The sequence below is a fragment of the Flavobacterium quisquiliarum genome, assembly GCF_019308285.1.
Classification (GTDB): Bacteria; Bacteroidota; Bacteroidia; order Flavobacteriales; family Flavobacteriaceae; genus Flavobacterium; species Flavobacterium quisquiliarum.
Genome location: NZ_WWEM01000020.1, coordinates 112,617 through 135,757, shown reverse-complemented (window position 1 = coordinate 135,757; position 23,141 = coordinate 112,617). Strand labels below are relative to the sequence as shown.

Genomic DNA, 23,141 nt, shown 5'->3' with positions numbered 1-23,141 from the left:
ATTAAATTTTACTCTTTATGAGCTTCTATTAAATGAATTTCGTCTTCGTCGTCATCATCATCATAACCATCTTTTGCTGGTCCGCTGATTTTTTCCTGTAAATTTTGGAATATGATAAATAAAACCGGAATTACAAAAACTCCTAAAATGGTTCCAATTAACATACCTCCAACAGCTCCAGTACCAATCGATTTGTTACCAACCGCTCCTGCTCCAGAAGCAAACATCAACGGAACTAATCCTAAAATAAAGGCGAAAGAAGTCATCAAAATTGGACGTAAACGCGCCACAGCTCCTTCAATTGCAGCTTGTACAACTGGCAGTCCTTTTCTTCTTCTGTCCAAAGCAAATTCGACAATCAAAATACCATTCTTGGCCAGAAGTCCAATCAACATGATTAAAGAAATCTGTAAGTAGATATTACTGTTCAATTTGAAAATAATCGAGAATAAATAAGCTCCCGCTAATCCAAATGGAATTGACAATAATACTGCAAATGGCAAAATATAACTTTCGTATTGCGCGCTTAATAAGAAATAAACGAATACCAAACATAATACGAAAATGAATATTGTTTCACTTCCTGAAGCTAATTCCTCACGTGTTAATCCAGAGAATTCATAACCATAACCCGCTGGAAGATTTTCTGCAGCAACTTCCTGAATTGCTTTAATCGCATCTCCAGAACTATAACCTGGTTTTGGTGCTCCCGTAATCGAAATCGACGTAAATAAGTTAAATCTCGAAATAGATTCTGGTCCAAAAACTCTCGTCATTTTTACAAACTCTGTAATTGGCGCCATATTTCCAGCACTGTTACGAACAAAGATTTTATTCAATCCTTGCGTATTAGCTCTAAACTCTGGAGAAGCCTGAACCATTACACGATACTGTTTTCCAAATTTATTGAAATTCGAAGCATACAATCCTCCGTAATAACCTTGCATTGTTGAAAGAATTGTATTTACAGAAACTCCCGCATCTTTCGCTTTCGCTAAATTAATATCCATCATATACTGAGGGAATCCAGGGTTGAAAGGCGTTGTTGCGTACTGAATTTCTGGACGCTCAGATAACTTCGCTAAGAATTCGTTATTTACTTTGAAGAATTCAGCAGTAGTATGCCCTCCTTTATCCTGTAATTGGAATTCGAATCCACCACTTTGTCCAAAACCTTGAATAGTTGGCGGCGAAATAAAGAATATACTAGCCTCACGAATACCGCTTGTTTTAGCAAAAAGCTGTCCGATTACATCATCAACACTTAAATCACGCTGATCCCAAGGATACAATTTTACAATAACCATACTGTAGGCACTACCCGCACCCGCTGTAAAGTTCTGTCCAACAATTCGAAGTGTATTTTTAACTCCTGGAATAGTCTTCGCAATACTATCAACTCTTTTAGCAATAATATCCGAACGCTCCATAGAAGCTGATGGCGGTAAACTGATATTCGCGAAAACAGTTCCCTGATCTTCCGCAGGAACGAAAGCAGACGGCGTAGTTTTCATCATATAAACCAATGCCAAACCAGCAATGACAATAGATCCCAATGCAATCCATTTTTTAACAGAAAGGAAACTTACGGAACGTTTGTATCGCTGCGTTACATTATCGAATGCAACGTTAAATGATGTATAAAAACGCTGTAAAAAACTTTTATGTTTATGATCGTCAGCATGCGGTTTCAATAAAAGTGCACATAAAGCTGGACTTAATGTCAAGGCATTTACTGCCGAAAGAATAATCGCAACAGCAAGCGTAATACCAAACTGTTTGTAGAAAACCCCTGTTGATCCCGTAATAAATGTTACTGGAATAAATACCGCTGCCATTACCAATGTAATCGAAATAATCGCTCCCGAAATTTCGTCCATCGCATGAATAGTCGCTTTTTTAGCCGATTTATATCCGTCATCCAATTTGGCGTGGACGGCCTCGACGACGACAATCGCATCATCGACCACAATACCAATGGCGAGTACCATTGCAAAAAGCGTCAATAAGTTGATCGTAAATCCGAATAAATTCAGGAAGAAGAATGTACCCACAATCGCAACCGGAACCGCAATTGCTGGAATTAAAGTCGATCTAAAATCTTGAAGGAAAATAAAAACTACGATGAAAACTAAGATAAATGCTTCAACTAAAGTGTGAATTACTTTCTCAATAGAAGCATCTAAGTTTTCGTTGACATCTACCATGATGGTATATTTCATACCTTTTGGAAAGCTTTTTGCCGCTTCTTCAATTAATTTTTTAGAATTGATAATTACATCACGTGCATTAGATCCTGGAGTCTGGCTGATTGCCATTGCTGCAGATTCTACACCGTTTGTTTTAATTGTGGAAGAATAACTTAAAGATCCTAACTCAACTTTAGCCACATCTTTAAGTCGCAGCATTTGTCCATTTCCAACAGATTTAATGATAATCTCCTCGAATTCTTTAGCCGAAGTTAAACGTCCTTTGTATTTAATTACATACTGAAACGCTTGATTTCCGTTTTCACCAAATTTACCTGGTGCCGCTTCGATATTCTGTTCAGCTAAAGCTGCCGAAATATCACTCGGAATCAGTTTGTATTGCTGCATTACGTCTGGTTTCAGCCAGATTCTCATTGAGTAATCTTTTGCACCAAAAACGGTCACATCTCCTACTCCAACTACACGCTGAATCTGTGGTACAAGATTGATTTTAGCATAGTTTTGAAGAAACGTCTGGTCGTAAGCTTTATCATCACTGTATAAAGAGAAAATCAATAAGTTACTACTCTGACTTTTGGTTACAGTAACCCCAGCCTGCGTTACCTCTACAGGTAATAAACTTGTTGCTCTGGAAACTCTGTTCTGAACGTTTACCGCAGCTAAATCAGGATTAGTTCCTACTTTAAAGAAAACTTTAATAGAAGCATTACCATCGTTTGTTGCTGTAGAAGTCATATAAGTCATGTTTTCTACACCATTAATCTGCTCTTCCAGCGGAATTACGATACTTTTAAGTACCACATCCGCATTGGCTCCTGTATAACTCGCTGCCACGTTTACCGTTGGCGGCGCAATATCCGGATATTGGGAAATCGGTAACTCAATTAGGCCTAAAACACCTAAAATAACGATAATAACAGATATTACCGTCGAGAGTACGGGTCTTTGTATAAATTTTTTAAACATTCTTTTTTTATTTTAAATCAGCGTAAACTGTTTCTGGACTTTGCTTTTGCGCTTTAATTTCAGTTCCTTCTTTTAGAGAAGCTACTCCTTCTAAAACTATTTCGTCTCCTGCCTGCAAACCGCTTGTTACCACATAATAGTTTCCTGCTGTATTTTCAAGCACTGTGATATTCGCATTTCTTGTTTTTCCGTCTTTTCCTAAAACAACTGCAAACATTTTATCTTGAAGTTCGAATGTTGCACTTTGAGGAATAATGATTCCGTCTTTTATATCTTTTGGAATTCTAACTGTTGTACTGCTTCCGCTTCTGATAATTCCTTTTGAATTTGGAAAACGCGCTCTAACGTTTACCGTTCCAGTTTCAGTATTGATTAATCCGTTTACAGTTTCAATATGTCCTTTTTCATCGTAAGCAGAACCATCTGAAAGCAATAAAGAAACTGCTGGCATGCTTTTTAATTTTTGGTTTAATGAAGCTCCTGAATCTTTAGTAAAATTTAATAATGCTTTTTCGTTCATTGCAAAATAAGCATACACATTACCAATACTTGAAACTGTAGTTAAAGGTTCCGTAGTATTAGAACTTACTAAACTTCCTAAACGAAACGGAATAGAACCTACCACTCCATTTACTGGACTTGTTACAGTAGTATATCCTAAATTAACTTTAGCATTGACTAAAGCTGCATTTGCCTGAGCCAAAGCAGCCAAAGCTGACTCATAAGTATATTGTGCCGATTCTAAATCATATTTACTGATGATTCCTTTTTCAACCAAAGGTTTTACTTTATTCACAGCCAGTTTAGCCGAACTTAAATCTGCCTGAGCACTTTTAATACTTGCAGTTGCCGTTCTTACTTGCTGCTCATATTCTGGAGCACTAATTTTAAATAAAGGCTGTCCAGCTTTTACCACTGCACCTTCGTCTACAAAAATTTTATCAATATATCCCTCAACTCTTGGGCGGATTTCAATGTTTTGCTGTCCTTGAATACTTGCTGGAAAATCGCTGTTTAATGTCGCTGATTTCTGCTGTAACGTCACAGTCTTATACTCCTTTATCTGCGGTGCTCCGCCAGCTTGAGCCGACTTATCATTTTTACCACAAGATGCGATAATAAATGCTGCTGCGAGAATACTTAAAAATGATTGCTTATTCATTGTGAAAAATGTGTGATTATCGATTATATGACAACAAAAGAACTAAAATATAACAAACGAAAATTTTCAAATAGACGAAGAGTGAAAGACAATCGATAAAGGCAACCTTAGAACCGATGGACTTTTTTAAAATATTAAACAAGTGTTTAATTTTTGTCTTATCGGCTCTAAAACACTTTTTAGAGATTCTAAATCCCTGTTGGGCGATTGCCTAAAAATTGTATTCGAATAAAATGTAATATTGTCCTTAAAAATAACAAACTGCAATGACACCTAACCTTTTTAGACCCTATTTATTCACTGGATTACACATTCTTGGATGGTTATTATTAGGGTATCTTATGCTGTTTTATATTCCATTAACTTGGAATGTAGTGCTCCCGTCGGCATTTTGGCTTTGGCAGAGTATTATTTTATTTTTACTAATTGTTGTTTTTTATTCCACAGCAAAAATCATTGTACCCAAAACAATCATAAAAGACAATACCTCTCCTTTTTTACTTTGGGCATTGCTGGCTATTTTAAGTATGCAGTTAATTGCCTATTTTTATACATCTCAAACAGATCTTCACAATCAAATTAGTAAGGCAATTGGTTTTACAAAATATAAAAATCCTTATTTCGACAACTATGTTTTTACACTGACACTGTTGGTTTTAGGAATAAGTACGAGTTGGGCGATGCTGCAATATTGGCAAAAAGCCGCACAACACAAACAAAAATTAGAACAAGATAAAACTGCAGCCGAACTGGCAATGCTGAAAGCACAGATTAATCCGCATTTTTTCTTTAACTCACTAAACAGTATTTATTCGCTTACTTATACTGACATTGAAGATTCTCGAAATGCACTTCATACCTTAAGCCGTATGATGCGTTATCTACTTTACAGTACCGAAGGCGAAAGAACAACTTTATTAAAAGAAGTCGAATTTCTAAAAGATTTTATTGCTTTAATGAAACTGCGTGCTAACAGCAAATTGACTATTACAAGTGAGATTCCTGAAAAAATTCAGGATTATCCAATTGTTCCAATGTTATTACTACCTTTAGTAGAAAATGCATTTAAACATGGTGTTCATGCTACTGATAAAAGCGAAATACACATAAAATTGACACAAGAAGGAACTGATTTAGAGTTTGAAGTAGAAAATACTTTCTTCGAAAAAGTCTCTATTCCTGATGTAGGAGGCATTGGTTTAACCAATACCAAACGAAGACTGCATCTGATTTACCCCAATCATCATTTTATGACTTTTGGTGTTACTCCAGATGGAACTTATAAAATTAAATTGAAAATAACTTTAGAGCAATGACCATATTAAGATGTATAGCAGTAGATGATGAACCATTAGCTTTAAAATTGGTTGAAACCTTTATTCATCAAACACCATTTTTAGAATTAATTACGACCTGCGACAATGCTGTAGATGCGATGGGTATTATCAGGGAAGAAAAACCAGATGTTGTTTTTCTCGATATTAACATGCCTAACTTGACAGGAATGGAATTGGCAAGACTTTTACAAGATCAAGCCGGGCCTCTGCCAAAAATCGTTTTTACAACCGCTTACAATCATTATGCTATTGAAGGCTATCGCGTCAATGCTGTTGATTATCTTTTAAAGCCTTTTAGTTATGAGGAATTTCTGCGTGCTTCAAGTAAAGTCCTTCAATTACATGAAGAAGCCAACAATAATGCCTTTCAAAACATTGCTGCAGATGATGAGTTTATCTTTTTAAAAGTCGAATACCAATGGGTTCGTATTTCTTTAAAAGAAATTTGCTACATCGAAAGTTTAAAAGATTATGTAAAAGTACATCTCGAAGATTCGCAGAAAGCCGTACTGTCACTCATATCCCTTAAAGCTTTAGAAGAAAAACTTCCATCTTCAAAATTCATGCGAGTACACCGCTCTTTCATCGTTTCATTAGATAAAATCAGCGCCATCAGTAAAAACTCCATTTTTATCGATAAGATAGAAATTACGGTTGGCGAACAATACAAAGAAGCCTTTAAGACAATGGTTGATAAATGGCTAAAATAAAATTATAATAATTATGGAAAAAAGATCAAACAAATATTACTTAACATTAAGCCTTAAGGAATATGCAAATGGCGAAACTGAACCTGCAAAGGAATTAGGAATCGAATTTGACAATCACGATGAAATTTTTGGAATCATTGACAGAATCAAAGAAAAGAACATTTTTGCTGATGATTCTGAAGCTGTTCAATTTGCAATCGGACTAAAATTATTCAGCGAAATCAAAATTAAAAATCGCAAAAATCCACTTTTTGAAGAATTAAATGAAGTTTTTCCTGTCTTCATGAAAAAACTAAAAAGTCTTTAAAAATCCCTTTAAATTCAAGACCTCGTCGATATTGCCATTCAAAATTTGAATGTTAAATTTAAGATTCGAAATAAATAATCTAATTTTTATTGACAATAATCTCTCACAAATTTCCGTTTCAATTAAGCATGTCCCACTAAATGCTTTTCCAAAAGAAGTTTAATTTCTGCTTTTTGAAATTCTTTTGCTTCAGATAAAATGGCACAAAGCATTTAGGCATTCTTAATTGAAAATATAAGGCGAATTTATTTAGAAACTGACCATTTCATTTTAAATAGATTTCCAAAAACAATCTTCTCTTTCGAAATGTTCGATAATGCATAATTTATTTTTTAACCATTAAAATGAAAGCATTATGATAATTCAAAAAAGTATTTTACTTCTTGCTGGATTTCTTGCATTAGGAAGCTGTTCCAACAATGATAACGACGATAATACAAACGTTGGGCCAACAGGGCCACCAGTAGAAACGGGAACGGCTAACACTTCTTACCAACCAGCATTTTCAGGACAAACACGTGCAGGAAGCATTCAGACTACCACCGAAATTGAATCTAAAGTTATCACCAGCGGTTTAAGCGCTCCTTGGGGCGTTGCTTATCTTCCTGACGGACGTCTTTTGGTTACTGAAAAAGCGGGAAATATTAAAATTGTTACTCAAGCGGGGGTAATTGGTAATGCCTTAACAGGAGTTCCAGCAGTTAATCCAGCAGACCAAGGAGGTTTGCTAGGAATTTGCCTTGATCCTGCTTTTGAAACAAATAGAATGATTTATTGGGCATTTTCTGAAGCTGTGGCAGGTGGCAATATCACAGCGGTTGCAAAAGCAAGAATATCTAATAATGAAACTGCTCTTGAAAACGTGACCGTTATTTATCGTTCTAATACACCTAATGCCAGCACACTGCATTACGGAGGCCGTGTTTTATTTGATAAAACCGGAAATTTATTTGTAAGTATTGGAGAACGATCTGTATTAGAAACTCGCCCATTGGCACAAGCTGTAAACAGTAGCTTAGGTAAAGTTGTCCGAATTACAACTAATGGACAAGCCGCTACAGGGAATCCAACTTTTACAGGAACTGGTGCTTTGTCTGAACTTTACAGCATCGGTCATAGAAATCCTCAAGGATTGGCACTTCACCCTACAAGCGGAGAATTGTGGCAGAGTGAACACGGCCCAAGAGGTGGCGATGAAATTAACAGAATTAAAGCGGGAGCTAATTATGGCTGGCCAACGATTACTTACGGAATCGAATATGGCGGTGCAAAAATTGGTGAAGGGATAACACAAAAAGAGGGAATGGAACAACCTGTTTATTATTGGGATCCTGTAGTTTCACCAAGTGGAATGACATTTTATTCAGGAAAAAGAGTTCCAGAATGGGAAAACAATTTATTCATAGGCGCTTTAAGTGGCATGCATATTGTACGTCTAGCTTTTAAAGACAATAAAGTAGCTGGAGAAGAACGATTATTGGCTGGAGAAGGCCAACGATTCAGAGATATTACACAAGGAAAAGATGAAGCATTATACGCCGTTACCGATCAAGGAAGACTTTACAAAATTGATAAAAAATAGAAAGCAAACTTGTTCATTATACTAGCCAAAAACGCCCCTTAATAGGGGCGTTTCGTATTTTTTAGAATTTTGTTTTTTTGTTTCAGGTTTCAGGTTTCAGGTTGCTATGCTTTGTGTTTTTCTTACCGCAAAGCAAGCAAGGTTTTTTGATATGTAAAATCTATAGAAAACGCAAAGTTCGCAAAGCTTTGTGTAAAAACTTTGCGAACCTTGCGGTTATGTATACATATCGTATATCAACCTGAAACTTGAAACCTGAAACAAAAAAATTAAGCTTTTGCTTTTCTTTTAACTGTACAGCCAATTTCTTTTGTTTGCGTGATAGCAGGTTTCTGTCCGCTTTTTAGTGAAGCAATTACATCTTCTGCGTATTTTACTTTATCAGCTTTATTTCCTTCCGGATCGTTGTCAATTGCTCCAACATATTCTACTACGTTTCCTTTTGCTGTTTTAGAAATAATGAAAACGTGTGGTGTACGTTTTGCTCCGTATTCGTCAGTAATTTTTTGCCCTGGATCAAATAAGTATGGGAAAGGATATTTTTTCTCTTTTGCTAAATCCTGCATTTTACTGAAAGTATCTGCTGTCGAAGCTTCCGGATCGTTTGGATTGATAGCGATTACCGGATATCCTTGTGGTCTGAATTTTTTATCTAAATCGATAATTCTCTGCTCGTATCCAATGGCATACGGACAAGTATTACAAGTAAAAACAACAATATAACCTTTTGCATCTTTAAAAGTTCCGAAAGAAACTTCTTTGTTGTCAACATTCTTTAGCTTAAAATCTGGTGCTTTATCTCCTGCTTTAAGAGTTGTTCCTGTCTGCGCCTGCGCTAGAAAAGCAGAAAATGCTAATGCGAATAATAAAATTATCTTTTTCATGGTTTACGGATTTATAGTTTTTTATATTCAGTTAATAATTGTTCATAGGTAAATTCACTTTCGACAAATTTTCGTTTGTCTCCTTTTATAAAAAGTGTTGCCGGAATACTTCCTGACCAGCTTGGATCGATTCGGTCAATGAATTCCTGAGGACTGCTTTCATTTAAAAGAAATACTTCATTTTTTAGATTTTTTCTTTTTACAAACGGAATTACATTTGACTCTAATTTTGATTTGAAATCAAGACTCACTAATAATACAGCCAGTTTCTCTGATTTGTGTTCGCCGCTCAATTTCTCAAAATGTGGTAATTCTTTTATACACGGCGCACACCAGGTTGCCCAGAAATTAACGACATAAGTGCTGTCTTTTCCATTTTTTATTCTTTCATTGAGCTGATTGATATTCAACAGCTTCACATTTTGACTGTAAGCTGAAACGGAAAAAATAGTCCATAAAAATATATAGGAAATTGATTTGATTTTCATAAAAAACGCTTTAGGATTAATTTGAGCCTTACAAATATAAACTAATGGAATCTTACTTTTTGTTAATGAAAGTTTAATGAGTTTGTTTTTGCCACAAAGGCGCTAAGGCACGAAATTCTTTTTTATATGTGTCGTTCCTATGGAACTTTATAATCTTTGTGTACATTATTTAACAACGGATTAAAATCCGTTGCTACAAAATGAAACATTCCTACGGAATTCCAGATTTCGTACTTGCAAAGAATCATGTTTAAACATAATATAAAAGAACCATCGGTTCGAATTATTTTGTAGCGCTGGATTTTAATCCAGCGTAAAGAAAATGCATCGAAATAGAGAGCCGTAGGTTCAGCACATTTTTAATTTACATTTTTTTGTGTCTATATAACTTTATAATCTATGACTGCATTTAAAAATGAATTGAAATCCGTTGCTACAAAATAATACAAATGCGTTTTTAGAAGAATTAACTAGTTTCTAATCCGCAATAAACATTTGAAAAATCTTTTTTAGCCAGATCGCTTTTGTGAATGACAAAATAAATTTCTCCAGCATCCCAAAAACAAAAGCCCGGATTATTATCACTGCTTACACGCAATAGTACCATCCATTCTTCCTGTTTTCCTTTCAATGTATTGACTGCTTCTATTTCAGGCGAATCATGTTGTTTAAAGACATAATTATTAATTCCGTGAGAAGATTTAGTATTAAAAGGTAAAAGTGCTTCTTTTAAGGTTTCGGTTTCGTCGTATTTCTCTTCTAATTCCTTTAATTCAGGCGCGATGTCTTTATAATAATGCTCATCATTATAAAATGATGGAAGACTTATACATTTTTCCGAATTGGTCTTAAACGCCTGGTAAATGCCAGATTCATCGTAGATAAACTCTTCATCAATATTCAATTCTTTCGCCGATTTTAGATTATCCGTTTCCCCTTCATAAAAAATAACTCTAGGAACAAAATCCTGCTGATCTTCAATAAAGAAATAAAGCATTCCTGTACGAGGCAGATAATCCTGTAAATTAGCAATAGAGGCGCAATTAATTTGGGCAATGAACTGATAACCTTTTTTTTCATCATCGCTTTTTACTGTAGGATAATCTACATTTACAGGCAAATCAGGAAGCCCTCCTATTCGATTATTTCCTACTTCATCGTATAAATCTGGAATTATAGTAGCAAAATTTACTGCATGACGAGCAATTTTAGAAAGTCCATTTTCATATTCCTGAAAACCTTTTTCTTCAATAGCTTTTCGAAGGTTTGAATTTAAGTCCGAATCGTTACGGGCATAGAATAGTTCATCTTCATATGGCACTACTCCGTTGTTATCTGCGCCTTTATAGGTGTAATCAAGTAAAGTCATTTTTTTCTCCAGTTCCAAGTCAAGTTCTGGAATATTTTCAAGTCCACTAGGAAGGGATTTAAGAGGGTTATTTTTAATATGGAGTTTTTTAAGATTCTTTAATTGAGTATATGAATTTGGAACATCCGTCAGTTGATTTCCTTCTAAATGTAAAACCTCCAAATTATCAGGTAGTAACTTAGGAGCAGATCCTAAATTGTTATTTTCAAGAAAACATAATTTAAGCTTCGAAAGATACTGTAAGGTGTAGGGATGAATTCCTTCAACTTTACTTCCCGTTAGCAATAGAAATTCTAATTCACGAAGATCTCCAATCCATTCTGGGAATTTGGTAATTGCTGCAATACCCCAAAGATGTAAACTTTTTAAATTCTTAAAATGCTTAATTGATGAAGGTATTTCAGTAAATGCTTCAGCCTCTTTACTGTTGTTTGAAAACTGAATTGTAAGTGATTCCAAATGAACTAATGAATGAAGCTCTTCTCTTAATTCGGTTGGGTCGGGATCTTTTAATTTTAATTGACGTACAATTTTTGGTGATGTCTTTTCTAATTCTTTGAACATCGTAAAATCATACTTTTCCCATTCTAATTCTTGTGTTGCTATTTTTTTAGCTAAGCTTATTTTATATCTTTTAGGATCCCATTTATCTTCCAGATACCCATTCAGCCCTATCCATCCGTCTTTTAAAGTAACATTTCCCGTAAAACCAAGCGAATATTTGAAACCTCGATCCCATAAATAATGATTATAACTTTCGTCTCTACCTTTCTCAAAAGGAACTAGACCAGTAGGTATTCCTTGATTGTATATCTGACCAAGAGAAAAATTTAATGCTACTGCTCCGTTATAGGAATCAACAATGTAGCTATGTTTTTTCTCTTCAAATTCAGGAATAATTCCCTCTAAATTAACGTACAAAGTTCCATTTATTGAAGCACTGCATTCTGGTAAAAACTGTAATTGAATATCATCTATTATCCAATATTCTTTGTCGTCTACCGGAATAGAAAATTCTTCTATAGCTAGAAGAATGCTGTTTTCCTCTAATTGTTCTTCTTCGTTAAAATTATTCTCTGATTTTCTATGATAATAAAAATCTTGTAAAAATTTAGGCAGTTTATCTATTGCTTCCTGATGATTTCCAAAGTACTCCAAACTTTGCCAAATAGCTTCAAACAGCGGTTCATAGAAAGCTCTATGTTCTATTTTGCAATCGCCTTTAAAAATATAACAAAATTGATCACTTATCTGAACAATAGCCAAATAATAGAAAATATCATCTTTTGATTTCACTAATCGAATATTCGAACTATGACCTGCTACCTGAATTTCCTTTTCTTCTATCAGCTCAATTTCCTCGTCTGCTAGTTTATTAGATTGCCAAAAGCGCAAAACAATATTCTCTCCATCAAATTCATTAAAAAATTCTACAGGAATAAGAGTTGTTGTTGCGTATGATAAATAATCATCATCGGGCAGTTCGTGCGCTGCTCTGATGCTTTCCCAAACCACCTGCATATCTGTATAAACAGAAGGAATTAAAAGAGAAAATGTATCGGTTTCAAATTTTTGGTTGTTCATACTGCTTTCCATAAAAAAGATTATTTGGCTTATATTAATACTATTTGAAGTCAGCTATTTTAGCTTAATCAGAAGTTTATTTAATTCTTCAACGTTCTCTTTATAACGTGGATATGTTGCTATATTCCTTACACTATGATTTTGATTATTGGTTATGCCAACTCCTTCTTTTTCTGAAAATCCAGATTCCATCGCCAAACCGTTTAAAATACAATTGGCAATATATTCAGAATGCGTTTCGAATTTTGGAATTGAATTTAAATGCTTTATTATAAACGGTTTTAAAACCAATCTTTCATTTTCAACAATTCCTGTCATTGGTAGAAAAAGGAGAAATAATTCAGGATATTTTTCAAAAGCTAATAATTCCTCTAATGTAAAAAACCAGGCTTCGAAATGTCCGCCCAGATTTCCAATATAAATATCATTCAGAAAAAAGTTGATTTCATATTCCTGAAATTCAATTGCGTAATTTAAATCGTCAGTCAGTTTTTCTGCAATATATCTTGGATTTTCTTCTATATCTTCTTCATTCAAAAATGATCTTTCCCATTCGTACGATTTAGTTTCATCTATTTCTAACACTTCCAGAGCCTCATCAATGTTTATTTCTTTTTCATGATCACAACCTCTTGACCAGCAGAAATAAAATTTCCAGAAAAAAGTGTTATTACTGATTTCTTCTAGTTGAATTTTTCTATTCACGTATCTCTACTTTAAAAGGATAAGTAAAATCAGCCATAAAATCTGGTTTTTCGACAGTAGGTTTTAAAACAAATTCAAAAGTAGGTTCCATACTTTCAAACTCTTCTATTTCTCCTGAAGCTGTTTCTACTTTTAAAAGTTGTTTGGTCAATCCCGCCAAAATGGCTACCGAATACCAGCCGTTTGGTAATTCTATTGTTGCGTGTTTATATTTCTTTAATAATCCTAATTTGGTTTCTGTAAAATCTCTTAAATAGGGAATTGTATAAAGATAGATTCTGCCATTCACTACCTTCAAACAATATCCATCACGCTGATGCTGCACTTCATTTCCTTGTTTCAACAACTCTGACGTTTCATCTGATAAATTAAAATAAACGGTATAAGGATAATTTTCAATTCCTATCATGGGTACCATTACACCTTCTTCTACAACCTGATCTCCAGTTTCTTCTGTTGTGAATTCTGTCAGCAAATCATCGGGAAGGTTATTCTCTATCTTGTATTGAAGTAAATAATCGGGATCGCCCAGAATAAAATAATCCATTAGATCATTTAAAACTTCATCAAATTTATATAATGCCATAATTTTAGAGTTTGGTTCTTTTTCCCATATAATAACTGTATTCTTTATCAAAAGCATATCCTCTTTCGTTGATCACTTTAAAGTGAAAATCATTCAGGCTTTTGGATTTTATCACTTTCACTTCACTACTTGTTGTTCTGATAAAATAAGCCTGTTTGTTGTCTTTAGCATAAAAAGCGTTGTCGCATTCCAGATAATAAATTCCATCTAAACAGCCTTCCAGAATTTTAAATGTCTTTGGATCTGCTTCCGGAATTATCTCTCCTTTAAAGAAAACATGATTTTTATCCATTGCCAGATTTTCGATTAATTCAGGATGTGGAATTGTAAAAGATTCCGAATCGACATTTTCAATTCGTTTTACATCTCCAAAATACAGTTGATCTTCAACCTGAATATGATAATCATTTAGATGTTTTGCTTTACTAAGATCAAAAGGCATTTTATCATCGTGGCGATAATGGTTTCCGTTGGAGAAAGTATATCCTTTTTGAATGTCTATTACTTTAAAATCATCTGGTTTTGCATCTTCTATAATTGAAAAAGCGGTAAAAGCACTTTGGATATAAACGTGATTTTTATCTGCAAAATAGATTGTAGAAGCAAAACCATCATTATCAAATTCTGCGTTAGTGGCAACTATTACAAAAGTCTCAAAGTCAATTGTTTTATAAAACTTTTTAAACACTTCACTGTCATAACAAAGAATAAATTTATTGTCTATAATTTTATAACCGTGTCCTAAATCTTTTATCATTTTGATTTTTTTTCTATCTGATTATTTCCAGTTCGTTTGAGCCTTTGGGTTTATGCAGATAAAATACATGCACTTTAGGCATTACATTTTTTGCAGTCTTTGAAATCAATGGAGAATAACCATAAGTGGTACTATCTTTGCAAATCAAGGTTACAATTTTTCCGTTTCCATAAAACTTCATTTCAGCATTTTCACAAGGATAAATAAAATTTCGTTCTTCATTTGCATACTGGAGCATTTCGTTTGATAAATCTTTTTCTAAATCTGCTCCAAACCAAGGTTTCGATTCTGCTTCTTCATGAATGCTTGTTTTTAATAACTTGAGATATTCCTGTTGTTTTTTTGATGCCAAAATACTTTTAAAATTCTCGTAAAAAGCATCCACCTGTTTTCTTAAATCAGGGTCATTTCTTAAATCTCTGCTTTCACTCCAGCCTTTAATTTTCCATGTGATATCTTTATCTAATACATTAAAAGAGGTTTTAAATTCGATATAAGGAACATTCTTTTCTATTGCTGGAGTTTCAAAACTTAAAACATCCCATTCGGTTTGTATTCCTTTTTCTCTTGCTTCTGCTACATCCAGCATAGATAATGGTTCTTTATTTTTCTTTATAACAATCTTTACTTTAGCCGATTCGCTTATTAAATCTTCAAAGGAATCTTCAGTTTTCTTTTGTGGATAAATCCTGATTGTAATATCCTGCTTTCCCGGCTTTAAAATATATTGATTAATTTCCTTTTTTAAAGAAAACCCACCGCCTAAACCAAAAAAGTTCACTACAGGTACATCGTTAACCAGTATCTCGTACGAGCAATCCTGATGTTCGTATTTTAAAGTAAATAACATTCCTTTTTCTGTTTGATCTTTATTTTTTTGAGCGTGTAAATAAACACCTGAAAAAAATAACAAGATCACAATTATTAAATTTTGTTTTTTCATTCTTACTTTACGATTGTCCCCAATGAAATTCACAGTTACTAAAATTCAGATTCTTCAAATCATTTTTATCAATTAAAACGCTGAAAACACCTTCGTCATTAAAACCGTTTTCTCCAATCTGCAGAAGCACTACTTTATCTGAATTGACAACTTCTAATATTTCTTCTTCCTGCCACTGGCAATGTGTAAAGATTCCGAATATTTTAGAAGTTTCGCTTCCTACAAAATAATCCCATAATACACCTTCATCGTTAGTATATTCTTCTTCATCTTCGTATTCAGGCTGACGATAACGGCTTGTCAATTTTTCGGTATTAGCAAAAGCTTCTTTGATTAAAACACCTTCAAAAAAATTATCGTCATGATCTTTTACCACTCTCTCCAATTCGCTGTTATCAATATCAGCATAAGCTACAAGTCCTTTGTCTTCCATAATATCGGCAAAAAAGAATAAATGTCCGGTTTTAGGTAAAAGCCCCTATTTATCATGTGGAGCAATTTGTTTTAAATCCAACTGACCTGCAAAACGCAAATCATCTGGATATGGAAAATCTTTTGGAAGATCTGCAATTGGTCCTCCATAACGGGAATGTCCCAGCGGAATGTCAATTGTACTTGCTTTTACCAATAATCCATCTTCAAGTAAAATCTCTGCTACTTCTACACTCTCTCCATAATAATGTTTTGTTGCTGGACGTAATTCTATGATGTCAAATGTTTCGTTTTTCATTTTAACTATGAGTTTATAAGTTCCTCTTTGCGGAACCTTTTTAATTAATTTTTAAATTTCAAAAGGATGCTTTTCCAATAAAAGACCACTAATTTCTTCTAATCTTTGTTTGTATTCTGCTTTTAATTCCTCGCTAATTTCACCTTCTGTTTCGTAGATTTCATCCAACTGTTTATTTAGATAAGCGAACTGAAGCCATTTCTCAAAATTCAATCCTAAATCAGTAAAGTTTTGAGTACACATTTTTTCCTGATTGTGATCGTAGAAATAGACTTTTTGTTTAGCATCAAACAGCCAATAATCTCCTTGTCCGTTTTGGGCAAAAAACCAGAAGTTTTCTATTCTTTCTTTTGTATTTTCAGACCAGTAATCGGGATTTGAAAACTCTTTTGTTTCATTGTATGCTTCAACACTGTCAAACAAAATACATTCTGATGAAATTTCAACGGTTTTGATCTGAGTCACAATATCTCTATATAATTCAGCAAAGGGAAAAGAAACCAATTTTGGAAAATTTCTAATCGATTGTTTATTTGATAAAAGATCGATTCCGATTTCCTTTACAGACAATATTTTCAGCATGTTTTATCCTTTTTTCAGTTCCTCAACAAATTTCAATTCTTCTTTGATGGTTTCTTGCAACTCTTTATGCGAAACGATATTATGACAGATGTATGCCACGTTTTTATCTTTTGCATAAGGTTTTATTCCTAAAGCTTCAGGTAATGCTACAATTTCAAATGTATCTGGGTCGGCATCTTTTAATAATTCCTGTCCGAAATAGAACTTGTCTTCATCCTGAGAAAAATAGGTTTCTTCATTTAATCTTTTCCACGTTAAAGGATTTGCTTTTGGCAAACGTGTTCCTGCGTAATAAACATATTTATCGTCTTTGGAATAAGAATCATCTATTCGTTGAAAAGTATCTTTATTGGTTCCTTTTATCAAAGTAGGTTTTAAAGAATAATAGTCCATCCACCAAACTCCTGATTTATCGCTGCTGAAAGAGAGACCTGAAACTTTTTTTCCTTCTTTATCCGTTTTATAGCCGTTATCCAACACTTCGAAAGATTCGTAATCCACATTCTTTACGATTCCATTAATAGAATAAATATGATTTTTGTCTTTAGCAAAATGATAATTTAGAACTTCAAAAGTCTCAGGATCTGCTTCCTTGTATTTCGTATTTGTTCTGTAGCAGTTATTTTTATCTTTAGCAAAACGAAAGCAATAAGTAAAACTTTCAAAATCGGCATTTTTAACTTCGTAACCATTATACAAAATACTTTTTCCGTCTAAAGAATAATAAGGTTCCTCATCTTCTCTTGTGCCAGAATTACCAAATTTAGCCAGAACTGCCTCTCTTACTTTTTTCCAGATTATATTATTATCCATTTCCCTCAAGTTTTATTATAATTTTCTTAGCTCGGCCTCAATTCGTTTTTTAGTAAGCAGATAGTTTTTTAAATCAACTTTTCCGTTGACTTTCTTTTCCTCTAAATCTTTCAATTCAAGATAAAGTTTTCTGGATTTACTGTCTTTTTCAGCTAATTCTTTTTCAGGATAAAGTACATCCAGTTCATCTTCTACATTGGTGGTTTTACTCAAAACTTCTACGAGTGTATTGCCTAAAAATACCCAGCAGTCATCATCATACCCCAGATTTCCGGCCGGAACCAAAATTATTGGGAATTCATTATCTTTTCTAAGATCATACGCATAAAATTTTCCTCCGCCGTTAAAAGCAATCGGAAGAAATGCCGGCGCCCAAATTGGAAATCCATAATTTATATACCTCTGCCGAATTTCTTCAAGTGAGAAAAAACCAAACTCACGTTCGCCGTTTATTATTCCGCCTCCGTTTGAATGCTGTAAAAGTTCAACATATTCCTCAGGAAGTCTAAGTTGTTTCGGAATAGGAAAATATTCAGCCTTCTTACCATTTGGATACAAACTCTGTATATCAGGAAAATTTCCAAACTCTTCTTGTGAAAATGGTTTGCTAAAAAAATCTTCTGAAACCGATTCAGTTAAACCTGCTTGTTTATCGAAAAAAGTAAATTTACTGAACCACATATTTATTCGTTTTCATCTTCTTCATCATAATCCTCATCATCATACGACAAATAAGACCAGTCAATATCTATTATATCTAAAATAGCATCAAAACGCTCTTGATTACTGCTCCCAATAAAAGAAGCAGTGCAATTATTGTTCTTATCAAAAGACAAACTAATTATATCATAAAAATTGTCTGTATATACTTTTTGATTGTCTCTGCTGATTTCAGGTACAAATGTCCAATTTTCTTCTACCTGTTTTACTATAGCAGAATCTATATCGCCAATATAGTTTCCATTGTATTGTAAACCGCCTAAAGTTCCATTATAAACTCCCATAAATAAAAAGAAGTCCTCTGTGGTTTGTGTTTCAATTTCCCATTCCGATCTTTCGATTGTATCATAATTTCCGTAAACCGGCGGATTGTCCAGTTTTAAATCATCATTTTTGATACCCCAGATAGCGACATTTTGGTTTTCTTCATAAATAACCAGAAAATCGTCTTCAGAAAAAGCAACTTCTTCAGGTTTCAGTAATCGGTTGTAGACATAATTGAGATTTTCTTCTTTTCCCAATTCAAGATAATATTCTTTAAGTTTTATGGGAAGAGTAATTTCTAAATCCTTTTCAAGTTCAAGAATTTCGGCTTCTGAAAATCCGTAGTTTTCATTTTCAGACAAGTTATAAAGGCGTTTAATCTTTTGAATATAATTCATTTTGGCTTTGTAAAATTTTATTGAAATGTGAAAATACGTAATTCTTTGTAAGATTGCAATTACTTTATGATTCCTAAACCTGATTTTTAGAAAAAAATGACAATTCCTTAAAATTGAAACTCTTTTTTCTAGTCACTTTTTTTTGACTAATTGACTTGTGACTAATTACTGACGAACTTTGTTTGAAGTTAATTTTTTAAACCCAGGCGAAAATTTAAAACAATTATATGAAAGTACTTTCGCTATTCTTAATCTTGATTTTCAGTACAAGCTGTCAATCACAAACGCATTCTAAAATGAACGAAAACAAAACAAATCCGCTTTTATGTGATCCTGTGAGCGGAACCTGTGAAATGCCTGTTGGCGAAACATCCAATGAAAATATTGCTATTAAATCTGAAAATAAACCTGTAAAAATAATCTACTATACCGACCCTATCTGTTCTTCCTGCTGGGGAATTGAACCTCAACTACGAAAACTAAAACTAGAATACGGAGATGATTTCGAAATCGATTACAGAATGGGCGGATTATTACCCGATTGGAATTATAACAGCGGAGGAATCAGCAAACCGTCTGACGTTGCACATCATTGGGACGAAGCAAGTTTGTATTACGAAATGCCAATTGATGGCGATGTTTGGTTGGAAGACCCATTAGATTCTTCTTATCCCTCTTGTATCGCTATGAAAGCGGCACAAATTCAGAGTAAGGAAAAAGCAGTAAAATTTATGCGAATTCTTCGTGAAAAATTATATTTGGAGAAAAAGAATATTGCCAAATGGGAAAACATAGTCGAGGCAGGAAAACTTGCAGGTCTTGATCCTGAAAAACTAAAAAAAGATTATGATGGAGATGCCAAAAAACTTTTTGAAGAAGATTTGAGACTTGGAAAATCACTTGGTGTCAGAGGATTTCCAACATTGTTTTTTTCTGATGGAAATAATAATCAATTAACCGTTTATGGTTCTAAACCTTATTCCGCTTATGAAAATGCTTTGTTAGCGTTATATCCTGAAAGTAAAAAAGAAAAAATCGTTGCTAAAAATACCTTATCCATTTTCGAAGTTTATCCCACTTTAGCACCAAAAGAATATGCGGTTATTCAAGATATTTCTGTTAAGGATGCTATAATTATTCTGGAAGAATTATACAGCAAAGGAAAGTTAAATAAGAAAACCATAAAGAATGGTTCTCTCTATTCTGTAAAATAACATTCTGTTAATTTCGTTCCGTAGGAGCGTTTGATTGATCATAACAAAAATGACATCAGACGTCCCTACGGGACGAATGAAACAAAAAATTATCAGTCAATTCGATTCTTTATAAACTGAATAATCTTTTCTGCTTCAGTTTTAAATTGTTCCTGATATTTCACTCTGATGGCACTTTTCCCGATACAATCAAAATACACCCAACCTCCTATTTTCTGAATTATATATTTTGGCTGTATCTTCAAATTAAATGAATTATCGAATGAAATTTCTTTTAAAAATTCTTCAAGTACTTTATCAAACAAGGATTTCTCTATAGTTCCGTTTTTTACAAAACTTATATATTCCTGCTGAAAATTGAAACTTGGGTCAAAATATAAATTCTCCAAATTATATTTTTCAGTATAATATTCTATCATTGGCATAAAACTTTCAAAATAAACAGGTTCTTCTGAATGTCTTGGAAGAATTACAATGGGTTTATTTTCATCTTGGATAACTGTAATTATATCTCCGTCTATAGTTGTGGTAATAGTGAGAGAATTAAGTAAAAGCTGGGTTTCATTTTCTGCCACAGTCCAGATATCCATATCATCTCTAAAATTATTTTTAATGAATTCTTCATCCGGTTCCTGAATTAGTATTAATTCATTTATAGAACCTAAACCGTAATAATTCAAAAAATCTTTATAATCATCTGGTAAAGAAAAGGGAATCTTATTTTCAATTTCTTCAATCTGAATCTTTGAAAATGGTTTTATTTCACCAATGCTATACAATTCTTTCATTTTTCATTTTTAAGTTTTACTAAGTTAAGTTCTTATTGTGCACTTTCAAAATTTCCAAACAAAAACATAACCAACTGAAAATTATAGAAATACCGAACATATTTCTGTAATACATTTTGGCAATTGCCAATTTAACTTTGTAAAACAGGCATTTTTCTAATCAATATAAACATTAAAAAAAGAAATTATGAAAAATCTAAATAACGAAAATTATGGTCAACACGATCCTGATTTCATAGACCAAAATACTCCCGTAGATTATCAGGCTGATTCTTTTTATGATGAACAAAATTTATTTCAAGGTATAAATGAAGATAACTACGGAGAACAAGATCCTGATATTATGGATCAAAATACTCCTATTGAAAACGAAAACGCTATTTATGAAGAGGATTATGACCAATATCAGTATCAAGAAGAATTTATTGATGACGGAAGGAATGCTTCCAATGATAGTCATCAAAATGAAACTCTAAGAGCAGAAAATATTCCGAATCAGGAAAGGATTATTAATGAAGATGGGCTTATTACAAATGATGGCGAAATAAATCATTATAATGATGATAAAAATTATCCTCCAACTGATTTAAATCAGGAAAATGACGAAGAAAAAGAACGAGATTTGGATAAAGATGAAGAATTGAATGATTTTGATGCTGAACACTATCCTGAAAACCATCCAAGAGAATAAATTAAAGTTCTCTCCCTGCAACTATGGAAATTGTAACACAAATCATTTGGCTTTTTGTTTTAGCTATTCCGATCGCCTGCATAAGCTGGACGGTAACGCATGAAGAAATTTTTAGGGAACCTCATGAATGGTGTGTCAGTCATGCAAAAAATGACAGATTTTTACTATCCAGAAAATTTTTCTATCTTTTAACCTGTGAATATTGTTTCAGCCACTATGTCACAATTGCGTTTTTGATTCTTTGTGATTATAAACTTTTGTTAAATGATTGGAGAGGCTATATTTTGGCAGGGTTTTCTCTGGTTTTTGTAGCAAATGTTTACATGAGTCTTTTTGCTTTATTGCGTCAGGCCATTAAAAAAGAAAAGGTTGAAATCGAAAAAATCGAGAGTGAAACTGAAATCGATAAACAATAATTAAAATAAGTAATAACTAAATAAATTAACATGATGGACAATTTAAATTTCATAGACCCATTATTGCATGGAATCACTCCAGAACCAAGTAAATCTCTTAATCTTTCTGTAAAGCAAATGGTCTTTGCAGGTGTTGGAGCTCTTGTTGCTTCGGCAGTTCTAAAAAAAACGGGACATCCAAAAGCCAGTGCAGTTGTAGGAAGTATTGCCTTGCCGATTTTAGCTTCTGCGTGTTATAAAAAATACAATGAAATTACGAAAGAAAAAATCGATGCTAAATCAAGCAGCGGTATCGAATACAATCATTAATATTCTGTATCATATATAATGAAAGAGCGCCTAAAACAGCGCTCTTTCTCATTTTTAAGTGTTTAGGAAATATTTCCTTCAACCCAGTTTAATGCTTTATTAAACTCTACTCTTTTATATCCTCTAAACTCGCCTGGAATAATAAAACTGAATCCGTTTGTGAAAGATATGATTTCATCTGTATCAGTTACAATTGCAGCTCTATTCCATTTACCTAGATGTTTCAACCCAAGCAGTGCATCCTGAAGCCATGCACCGGCAGTGAAATTTTGGATATCAGTATCTAATACTAGTAAAAAGTTAATTTCATTTATTTGTTTTACGAGATGCTCAACAGCAGGAACGACAGCTGTTAAAAAATCGTCTTTTGTTACTTCTGCCAAAGCTCTAAAGGCTACAACATTATCAGTAGTGTCAATTTGATGTATCATATTAAGTACTTTTGAGTTATTTAATGAAGTTTGTTTAAGATTTCGAACAATGCTTAATCTTATACTCAAATATACTTATTATCAACCACATAGAAATTATATTTAACTATTAGTTTATTATATTATTTCGAGTGAATTAGGTTGCTTTTACCGCAAAGTGCGCAAAGAATTTCGCAAAGGTCGCAAGTTTTTTTA

24 protein-coding genes and 1 pseudogene are annotated in these 23,141 nt (G+C 33.4%); 8 read left to right on the top strand and 17 right to left on the bottom strand.

The window, feature by feature from the left end:
• Positions 1-8: 8 nt before the first annotated feature.
• The gene (locus GSY47_RS08710; RefSeq protein ID WP_179005701.1) at positions 9-3,176 is read right to left on the bottom strand and encodes an efflux RND transporter permease subunit; all 3,168 of its coding nucleotides are present in this window, start codon (positions 3,174-3,176) and stop codon (positions 9-11) included.
• A 7-nt stretch (positions 3,177-3,183) separates the two neighbouring features.
• Positions 3,184-4,338, bottom strand: a complete 1,155-nt coding sequence (locus tag GSY47_RS08705; protein ID WP_179005699.1) for an efflux RND transporter periplasmic adaptor subunit — start codon at positions 4,336-4,338, stop codon at positions 3,184-3,186.
• 266 nt (positions 4,339-4,604) lie between these two features.
• Between GSY47_RS08705 and GSY47_RS08700 the strand changes: the two genes are divergently transcribed.
• From GSY47_RS08700 to GSY47_RS08685, 4 genes are all read left to right on the top strand, one after another.
• A complete protein-coding gene (locus GSY47_RS08700) occupies positions 4,605-5,654 on the top strand; it encodes a sensor histidine kinase (RefSeq protein WP_179005697.1) in 1,050 nt (349 codons plus the stop codon).
• A complete protein-coding gene (locus tag GSY47_RS08695; protein WP_179005695.1) occupies positions 5,651-6,385 on the top strand; it encodes a LytR/AlgR family response regulator transcription factor in 735 nt (244 codons plus the stop codon). The genes GSY47_RS08700 and GSY47_RS08695 overlap by 4 nt, the downstream gene beginning before the upstream one ends.
• Before the next feature lie 13 nt (positions 6,386-6,398).
• Positions 6,399-6,692: a DUF3861 domain-containing protein gene (locus tag GSY47_RS08690; protein ID WP_179005694.1), complete on the top strand. Its 294-nt coding sequence runs from the start codon at positions 6,399-6,401 to the stop codon at positions 6,690-6,692.
• 355 nt (positions 6,693-7,047) lie between these two features.
• The gene (locus tag GSY47_RS08685; protein WP_179005692.1) at positions 7,048-8,274 is read left to right on the top strand and encodes a PQQ-dependent sugar dehydrogenase; all 1,227 of its coding nucleotides are present in this window, start codon (positions 7,048-7,050) and stop codon (positions 8,272-8,274) included.
• Positions 8,275-8,543: 269 nt separating this feature from the next.
• Here the strand turns inward: GSY47_RS08685 and GSY47_RS08680 are convergent, their stop codons facing one another.
• From GSY47_RS08680 to GSY47_RS08625, 13 genes and pseudogenes are all read right to left on the bottom strand, one after another.
• A complete protein-coding gene (locus GSY47_RS08680; RefSeq protein ID WP_179005690.1) occupies positions 8,544-9,158 on the bottom strand; it encodes a thioredoxin family protein in 615 nt (204 codons plus the stop codon).
• 11 nt (positions 9,159-9,169) lie between these two features.
• Positions 9,170-9,646, bottom strand: a complete 477-nt coding sequence (locus GSY47_RS08675) for a TlpA family protein disulfide reductase (RefSeq protein ID WP_179005688.1) — start codon at positions 9,644-9,646, stop codon at positions 9,170-9,172.
• A gap of 466 nt (positions 9,647-10,112) precedes the next feature.
• Positions 10,113-12,611, bottom strand: a complete 2,499-nt coding sequence (locus GSY47_RS08670) for a YwqG family protein (protein ID WP_218651427.1) — start codon at positions 12,609-12,611, stop codon at positions 10,113-10,115.
• 42 nt (positions 12,612-12,653) lie between these two features.
• Entirely contained in the window at positions 12,654-13,304 is a 651-nt protein-coding gene (locus GSY47_RS08665; protein ID WP_219071238.1) for an Imm19 family immunity protein, read from the bottom strand.
• The gene (locus GSY47_RS08660) at positions 13,297-13,890 is read right to left on the bottom strand and encodes a hypothetical protein (protein WP_179005684.1); all 594 of its coding nucleotides are present in this window, start codon (positions 13,888-13,890) and stop codon (positions 13,297-13,299) included. The genes GSY47_RS08665 and GSY47_RS08660 overlap by 8 nt, the downstream gene beginning before the upstream one ends.
• A gap of 4 nt (positions 13,891-13,894) precedes the next feature.
• Positions 13,895-14,647, bottom strand: coding sequence for a DKNYY domain-containing protein (locus GSY47_RS08655; RefSeq protein ID WP_179005682.1), 753 nt, complete (start codon positions 14,645-14,647; stop codon positions 13,895-13,897).
• Positions 14,648-14,660: 13 nt separating this feature from the next.
• Positions 14,661-15,590: a hypothetical protein gene (locus GSY47_RS08650; protein ID WP_219071237.1), complete on the bottom strand. Its 930-nt coding sequence runs from the start codon at positions 15,588-15,590 to the stop codon at positions 14,661-14,663.
• A gap of 7 nt (positions 15,591-15,597) precedes the next feature.
• Positions 15,598-16,047, bottom strand: a pseudogene (locus GSY47_RS26165) (DUF1963 domain-containing protein); the annotation flags it as partial.
• 21 nt (positions 16,048-16,068) lie between these two features.
• On the bottom strand, positions 16,069-16,320 hold the full coding sequence (locus GSY47_RS26160) for a YwqG family protein (protein ID WP_246611294.1): 252 nt from the start codon (positions 16,318-16,320) through the stop codon (positions 16,069-16,071).
• A gap of 51 nt (positions 16,321-16,371) precedes the next feature.
• Entirely contained in the window at positions 16,372-16,902 is a 531-nt protein-coding gene (locus GSY47_RS08640; protein ID WP_179005678.1) for an SMI1/KNR4 family protein, read from the bottom strand.
• A 3-nt stretch (positions 16,903-16,905) separates the two neighbouring features.
• On the bottom strand, positions 16,906-17,715 hold the full coding sequence (locus GSY47_RS08635) for a DKNYY domain-containing protein (RefSeq protein WP_179005676.1): 810 nt from the start codon (positions 17,713-17,715) through the stop codon (positions 16,906-16,908).
• A gap of 15 nt (positions 17,716-17,730) precedes the next feature.
• Positions 17,731-18,396, bottom strand: coding sequence for an SMI1/KNR4 family protein (locus tag GSY47_RS08630; RefSeq protein WP_179005675.1), 666 nt, complete (start codon positions 18,394-18,396; stop codon positions 17,731-17,733).
• Between the two features lie 2 nt (positions 18,397-18,398).
• Positions 18,399-19,097: an SMI1/KNR4 family protein gene (locus GSY47_RS08625; RefSeq protein ID WP_179005673.1), complete on the bottom strand. Its 699-nt coding sequence runs from the start codon at positions 19,095-19,097 to the stop codon at positions 18,399-18,401.
• Positions 19,098-19,393: 296 nt separating this feature from the next.
• Between GSY47_RS08625 and GSY47_RS08620 the strand changes: the two genes are divergently transcribed.
• Positions 19,394-20,311 carry a DsbA family protein gene (locus tag GSY47_RS08620; RefSeq protein ID WP_179006329.1) on the top strand — a complete coding sequence of 306 codons (918 nt, stop codon included), beginning with the start codon at positions 19,394-19,396 and terminating at the stop codon, positions 20,309-20,311.
• A 92-nt stretch (positions 20,312-20,403) separates the two neighbouring features.
• Here GSY47_RS08620 and GSY47_RS08615 read toward each other — a convergent pair whose 3' ends face one another.
• Positions 20,404-21,099, bottom strand: coding sequence for an SMI1/KNR4 family protein (locus tag GSY47_RS08615; protein WP_179005671.1), 696 nt, complete (start codon positions 21,097-21,099; stop codon positions 20,404-20,406).
• A 187-nt stretch (positions 21,100-21,286) separates the two neighbouring features.
• On the opposite strand from GSY47_RS08615, the gene GSY47_RS08610 reads away from it, so the two are divergent.
• Genes GSY47_RS08610 through GSY47_RS08600 form a run of 3 tightly spaced genes read left to right on the top strand, consistent with a single transcriptional unit; the run spans position 21,287 to position 22,515 of the window.
• Complete coding sequence (locus GSY47_RS08610; RefSeq protein WP_179005669.1) at positions 21,287-21,790, top strand: hypothetical protein; 504 nt, start codon at positions 21,287-21,289, stop codon at positions 21,788-21,790.
• Positions 21,791-21,813: 23 nt separating this feature from the next.
• Positions 21,814-22,206: a hypothetical protein gene (locus GSY47_RS08605; protein WP_179005667.1), complete on the top strand. Its 393-nt coding sequence runs from the start codon at positions 21,814-21,816 to the stop codon at positions 22,204-22,206.
• 30 nt (positions 22,207-22,236) lie between these two features.
• Positions 22,237-22,515 carry a PrgI family protein gene (locus GSY47_RS08600; RefSeq protein ID WP_246611293.1) on the top strand — a complete coding sequence of 93 codons (279 nt, stop codon included), beginning with the start codon at positions 22,237-22,239 and terminating at the stop codon, positions 22,513-22,515.
• Between the two features lie 62 nt (positions 22,516-22,577).
• Here GSY47_RS08600 and GSY47_RS08595 read toward each other — a convergent pair whose 3' ends face one another.
• Positions 22,578-22,946: a SpoIIAA family protein gene (locus GSY47_RS08595; protein ID WP_179005665.1), complete on the bottom strand. Its 369-nt coding sequence runs from the start codon at positions 22,944-22,946 to the stop codon at positions 22,578-22,580.
• Positions 22,947-23,141 lie beyond the last annotated feature (195 nt).

Bases quoted from the DNA above. Each gene is read 5' to 3' on its own strand.
- GSY47_RS08625 (WP_179005673.1), bottom strand. From the start codon at position 19,097: ATGAATTATATTCAAAAGATTAAACGCCTTTATAACTTGTCTGAAAAT.
- GSY47_RS08680 (WP_179005690.1), bottom strand. From the start codon at position 9,158: ATGAAAAAGATAATTTTATTATTCGCATTAGCATTTTCTGCTTTTCTA.
- GSY47_RS08695 (WP_179005695.1), top strand. From the start codon at position 5,651: ATGACCATATTAAGATGTATAGCAGTAGATGATGAACCATTAGCTTTA.
- GSY47_RS08620 (WP_179006329.1), top strand. From the start codon at position 19,394: ATGAACGAAAACAAAACAAATCCGCTTTTATGTGATCCTGTGAGCGGA.
- GSY47_RS08600 (WP_246611293.1), top strand. From the start codon at position 22,237: ATGATGGACAATTTAAATTTCATAGACCCATTATTGCATGGAATCACT.
- GSY47_RS08610 (WP_179005669.1), top strand. From the start codon at position 21,287: ATGAAAAATCTAAATAACGAAAATTATGGTCAACACGATCCTGATTTC.
- GSY47_RS08650 (WP_219071237.1), bottom strand. From the start codon at position 15,590: ATGAAAAAACAAAATTTAATAATTGTGATCTTGTTATTTTTTTCAGGT.
- GSY47_RS08710 (WP_179005701.1), bottom strand. From the start codon at position 3,176: ATGTTTAAAAAATTTATACAAAGACCCGTACTCTCGACGGTAATATCT.
- GSY47_RS26160 (WP_246611294.1), bottom strand. From the start codon at position 16,320: ATGAAAAACGAAACATTTGACATCATAGAATTACGTCCAGCAACAAAA.
- GSY47_RS08635 (WP_179005676.1), bottom strand. From the start codon at position 17,715: ATGGATAATAATATAATCTGGAAAAAAGTAAGAGAGGCAGTTCTGGCT.
- GSY47_RS08700 (WP_179005697.1), top strand. From the start codon at position 4,605: ATGACACCTAACCTTTTTAGACCCTATTTATTCACTGGATTACACATT.
- GSY47_RS08670 (WP_218651427.1), bottom strand. From the start codon at position 12,611: ATGGAAAGCAGTATGAACAACCAAAAATTTGAAACCGATACATTTTCT.
- GSY47_RS08705 (WP_179005699.1), bottom strand. From the start codon at position 4,338: ATGAATAAGCAATCATTTTTAAGTATTCTCGCAGCAGCATTTATTATC.
- GSY47_RS08655 (WP_179005682.1), bottom strand. From the start codon at position 14,647: ATGATAAAAGATTTAGGACACGGTTATAAAATTATAGACAATAAATTT.
- GSY47_RS08595 (WP_179005665.1), bottom strand. From the start codon at position 22,946: ATGATACATCAAATTGACACTACTGATAATGTTGTAGCCTTTAGAGCT.
- GSY47_RS08660 (WP_179005684.1), bottom strand. From the start codon at position 13,890: ATGGCATTATATAAATTTGATGAAGTTTTAAATGATCTAATGGATTAT.
- GSY47_RS08690 (WP_179005694.1), top strand. From the start codon at position 6,399: ATGGAAAAAAGATCAAACAAATATTACTTAACATTAAGCCTTAAGGAA.
- GSY47_RS08630 (WP_179005675.1), bottom strand. From the start codon at position 18,396: ATGTGGTTCAGTAAATTTACTTTTTTCGATAAACAAGCAGGTTTAACT.
- GSY47_RS08675 (WP_179005688.1), bottom strand. From the start codon at position 9,646: ATGAAAATCAAATCAATTTCCTATATATTTTTATGGACTATTTTTTCC.
- GSY47_RS08640 (WP_179005678.1), bottom strand. From the start codon at position 16,902: ATGCTGAAAATATTGTCTGTAAAGGAAATCGGAATCGATCTTTTATCA.
- GSY47_RS08685 (WP_179005692.1), top strand. From the start codon at position 7,048: ATGATAATTCAAAAAAGTATTTTACTTCTTGCTGGATTTCTTGCATTA.
- GSY47_RS08615 (WP_179005671.1), bottom strand. From the start codon at position 21,099: ATGAAAGAATTGTATAGCATTGGTGAAATAAAACCATTTTCAAAGATT.
- GSY47_RS08605 (WP_179005667.1), top strand. From the start codon at position 21,814: ATGGAAATTGTAACACAAATCATTTGGCTTTTTGTTTTAGCTATTCCG.